This is a genomic window from Microcystis sp. M53602_WE12 (assembly GCF_030065455.1).
GTDB lineage: Bacteria > Cyanobacteriota > Cyanobacteriia > Cyanobacteriales > Microcystaceae > Microcystis > Microcystis aeruginosa.
Genome location: NZ_JASJFB010000636.1, coordinates 1 through 3625 on the forward strand (window position 1 = coordinate 1; position 3625 = coordinate 3625).

4 protein-coding genes are annotated in these 3625 nt (G+C 43.0%); 1 reads left to right on the top strand and 3 read right to left on the bottom strand.

Going from position 1 to position 3625, the window contains the following annotated elements:
• The 3 genes from PX482_RS20170 to ftsY all read right to left on the bottom strand — a co-directional run.
• Positions 1-354, bottom strand: a 354-nt coding sequence (locus PX482_RS20170; RefSeq protein ID WP_288122926.1) for a DUF3119 family protein, incomplete at its 3' end; no start/stop codon positions are given.
• A gap of 39 nt (positions 355-393) precedes the next feature.
• A complete protein-coding gene (locus PX482_RS20175) occupies positions 394-1194 on the bottom strand; it encodes a metal ABC transporter ATP-binding protein (protein WP_002761587.1) in 801 nt (266 codons plus the stop codon).
• A gap of 94 nt (positions 1195-1288) precedes the next feature.
• Positions 1289-2644, bottom strand: coding sequence for a signal recognition particle-docking protein FtsY (gene ftsY, locus PX482_RS20180; RefSeq protein WP_288122928.1), 1356 nt, complete (start codon positions 2642-2644; stop codon positions 1289-1291).
• 225 nt (positions 2645-2869) lie between these two features.
• Here ftsY and PX482_RS20185 point away from each other — a divergent pair, with 225 nt between their 5' ends.
• Complete coding sequence (locus PX482_RS20185; RefSeq protein ID WP_002761583.1) at positions 2870-3457, top strand: Uma2 family endonuclease; 588 nt, start codon at positions 2870-2872, stop codon at positions 3455-3457.
• Positions 3458-3625 lie beyond the last annotated feature (168 nt).

Consider the following 3625-nt stretch of genomic DNA (forward strand, 5'->3'; position numbering starts at 1 on the left):
TCTCAGGGTTGCGCTGTCAAAGATAATGGGCAAAAAATGAATGCTGTTAATTTCTTTGAAATAAAATAGGATCGGGACTTTATTCCAGAAAATCCGCCAATTTTGCCATTCTTGGTAGGGAAAGGAGCGAATTTGTTGCCCAGATAGATAGACATCTAAGGAGGTGGGGGTAAACTGGAGACGAATGCGGGTAGTCTGGAACATCAAGAATAGCCCTAACAGGGAGAAAATTATGCCCAGCCAGACCTGTAAAAAGAGTAAAGGCAGCGATAAAATTACCAAAAACAGGGGAATTCGATAGTTAGGAGCCAGTTCGATCGTTCCTGTTACTTCTTGCGGGGAAATAGTTTTCATCGGTGTCCCTATCGGCAGTCAGCCAAAATATCTTCGCTTCTAGTTTATCGCATTGTTTTTCGAGAGGCGATCGAAATAATCGAGACTCGAGCGGGGATGATCTGGTGGTGTCATGGCATCATAGAAGGAGACTTTACCCCCATAGGCACGCCGGAGATTAAAATCAGTTAAGACCTTAGACCGTTGATCGGCGAGGATCAATTCTTTATTTAAGAGGATTAAATCAGCAAAATGGGTGATAGATTCGCCTAAATCATGGTTAACCACCAGGACAATTTTATTTTTTTGGGCTAACTCACCAAAGATATTAAAAAGAACCCCCTCGGTTTTTTGATCTACCCCAACGAAAGGTTCATCAAAACAGAAAATCTCCGCTTCTTGGGCCAAAGATCTGGCTAAAAAGACTCTTTGCTGTTGTCCTCCCGACAGCTGACCGAGGGGACGATGGCGTAAATCAGCCATTTCCACCCGTTCTAGGGCATTTAAAGCCTGTTGACGACTAATATGGGAAAAAGGACGAAACCAACCGGTTTTTCTGACTCTCCCCATCATTACCACATCCCAAGCGGTGACGGGATAGGTCCAGTCGATTTGAGATCTTTGGGGAACATAAGCGACTTTATCCAGTTGTTGCTGTAGAGATTGCCCTTGATAGTTAACGGTTCCCTGTTGTACGGGAATTAATCCTAGCATGGCTTTGATCAGGGTACTTTTACCCGCGCCGTTGGGACCGATAATACCGGTTAATCGTCCGGGATAAATTTTCAGGGTGATATCCCGTAGGGCTTCCACGCCGCGATAATATACTCCTAGATGACTAACTGTAATTGTCCTTTGCATAGTTGTTACCCCGAGTCTCCATTTCTAGCATAACTAAAAATGAGACAATTATGAAGCAACCATGAAAAGATTATGAAAGATAGCTAGGGTGAGATTAATCGCCACTCAGTAAAGCTTCCACGAATTCGTAACTGGAAAAGGGCCGCAGATCCTCGATTCCTTCCCCAGCACCAACAAAGCGAATCGGTAGGTTAAGCTGACGCGCTACGGCAAGGGCGACACCTCCTTTAGCTGTACCATCGATTTTAGTCAGGATCACGCCGCTTAATTGGGCAGCTTCCGAGAAAACCTCGGCCTGTCGCAGCCCGTTTTGTCCTAAAGTGGCATCGAGAACTAGAAGGGATTCCACCACGGCACTCTCGGCTTTTTTGTCGATAATGCGGCGAATTTTGCTTAATTCTGCCATTAAGTTCTTTTTATTCTGCAATCTTCCCGCCGTATCCACTAAGAGTAATTCTACCTCCCTGGATTTAGCGGCTTCGATGCCATCGTACACCACGGCGGCCGGGTCGGTATTTTTGCCCGGGTTGGCAATTACTTCGACTTGCGATCGCTCTCCCCAAACTTTCACCTGTTCCACGGCAGCAGCGCGAAAGGTGTCGGCAGCGGCGATTATACAGCTATAGCCAGATTGTTTAGATAAATGGGCTAATTTGCCGATAGTCGTCGTTTTACCGACTCCGTTAACTCCTGTGAGCATCCAGATATTTAATTTGCCTTTTTCTGGCTCAAAACCGGGGTTGCTATAATTGGCTAAAGGTGAATCTAAAATCTCGCGGATAATTTCTTTGAGATATTCGATCGCTTTTTCGGGGGGTAAAGATTCCTGTTTTAGCTTATTTTGGAGGGTAGTGATAATATAATCGGTGGCATCTACCCCCACATCGGCCTGAAGCAATAAAGCTTCGATTTCCTCCACCGCATCTTGATTGAGGGGACCCTGACCGACCACGGCCTTAAGCTGATTGACCAAGCTGCGGCGCGTTTTGCCTAAACCCTGACGCAATTTTTTTAACCAAGTGATTTCTTCTTCCGAAACGTCCTCTGCTTGTCGTCCCTGATTGGCTAAAACTTTGGCGGACCAGATAAAGTCCTCATCTGGTTCTGTGGGGGTTTCGATGGCGGTTTCTTTGAGAATTTCGAGGCGATCAGATTTTTTCAGCCATGCGGGGGTATTATCCTCGGTTTCTTCTTCTTTAACCGGTTCTTCCTCTTGCAGAGGTTCGGTTTCAGCAATAGATGTTTCAGAGGGTTCGCTCACGACGGCCTCGGCCGTGGCTTTTTTCTCTTGAATATTTTTAAAGGCTTTTTTAGCCCAATCTAAATACTCTTCCTGACTGGTTGTCTCGCTAGTCGTCGGGGTTGCCTCGCTGGGGGTTTCCTCTACGGGTGCGGGGGGTGTTTGTTCTTGTTCGGGTTGGACTTTCTGACGACGGAACCAGTTAAACATAGGAGAAACTAAACATAAAACTATTTATCTAGTTTATTTTAACCTTTGGGGTGAGCAATTTTGATAGTTAGATTTTTAATTGTGGATTTCTCAGCATTTTTTGCCAGAGATTAAGCAAAAAATATGATCCGAGCCACTCAATTGATAACCTTGCTCAAGGATAACTTTGTCTCTTTTTAGAGAAATGCTGTATCCTAGAAAATAGAAGAGGAAGGAGAGTCAAAAATGTTAAGGACTACCGAAACTAAATATTATACTCCCGAAGAATATCTAGCTCTGGAGGAAACATCCGAAGATAAAAATGAATATCGTCAAGGAGAAATTATCCCAATGGTAGGAGCCACCACTAATCACAATCAGATTTGTCTAAATTTTTGCCGTAATTTTCCCTTAAATATCAATAATCAAGATTATTATACCTACATGGAAACGGTGCGTTTATGGCTGTCAGATTATAGTATTTACACCTATCCCGATGTGATGGTGATTAAAGGTCAACCTCTCTATCAAGGGAATAGTCAATCTAACGTGATCAATCCTTTAATTATTGTCGAAGTTCTCTCTAATTCTACCCAAGCTTATGACCGAGGGGATAAGTTTAAATTCTATCGTTCTCTGCCAACTTTTCAGGAATATATTCTGATCGAACAATCTAGTTATAGTGTGGAACGTTACTATAAACAAAAGGATGATCAATGGTTAATTGATTTCGTCACGGGGGAAAATGCGGTTTTACAATTGGTGTCGGTGGATTGGCAGATTTCTTTTCAAGATTTATATCAAAGAGTAAATTTCGACCTAGCAGAAACCTAAAATAGACCTCTTGCAAAAATCAAAAATCTTCCTTTAGGTGAGGAGTCAGGAGCCAGTAGTCAGTAGTCAGGAGAATTAAGAATGAGCATTAATCAATTAAATGCTCTATTTGGTTATTTTATGCAATTTTATGCTTATTTTTCTCATTTTTGCCCTCTCAAAAATTAA

Coding starts and splice junctions, on each gene's coding strand:
- PX482_RS20185 (WP_002761583.1), top strand. CDS start 2,870: ATGTTAAGGACTACCGAAACTAAATATTATACTCCCGAAGAATATCTA.
- PX482_RS20175 (WP_002761587.1), bottom strand. CDS start 1,194: ATGCAAAGGACAATTACAGTTAGTCATCTAGGAGTATATTATCGCGGC.
- ftsY (WP_288122928.1), bottom strand. CDS start 2,644: ATGTTTAACTGGTTCCGTCGTCAGAAAGTCCAACCCGAACAAGAACAA.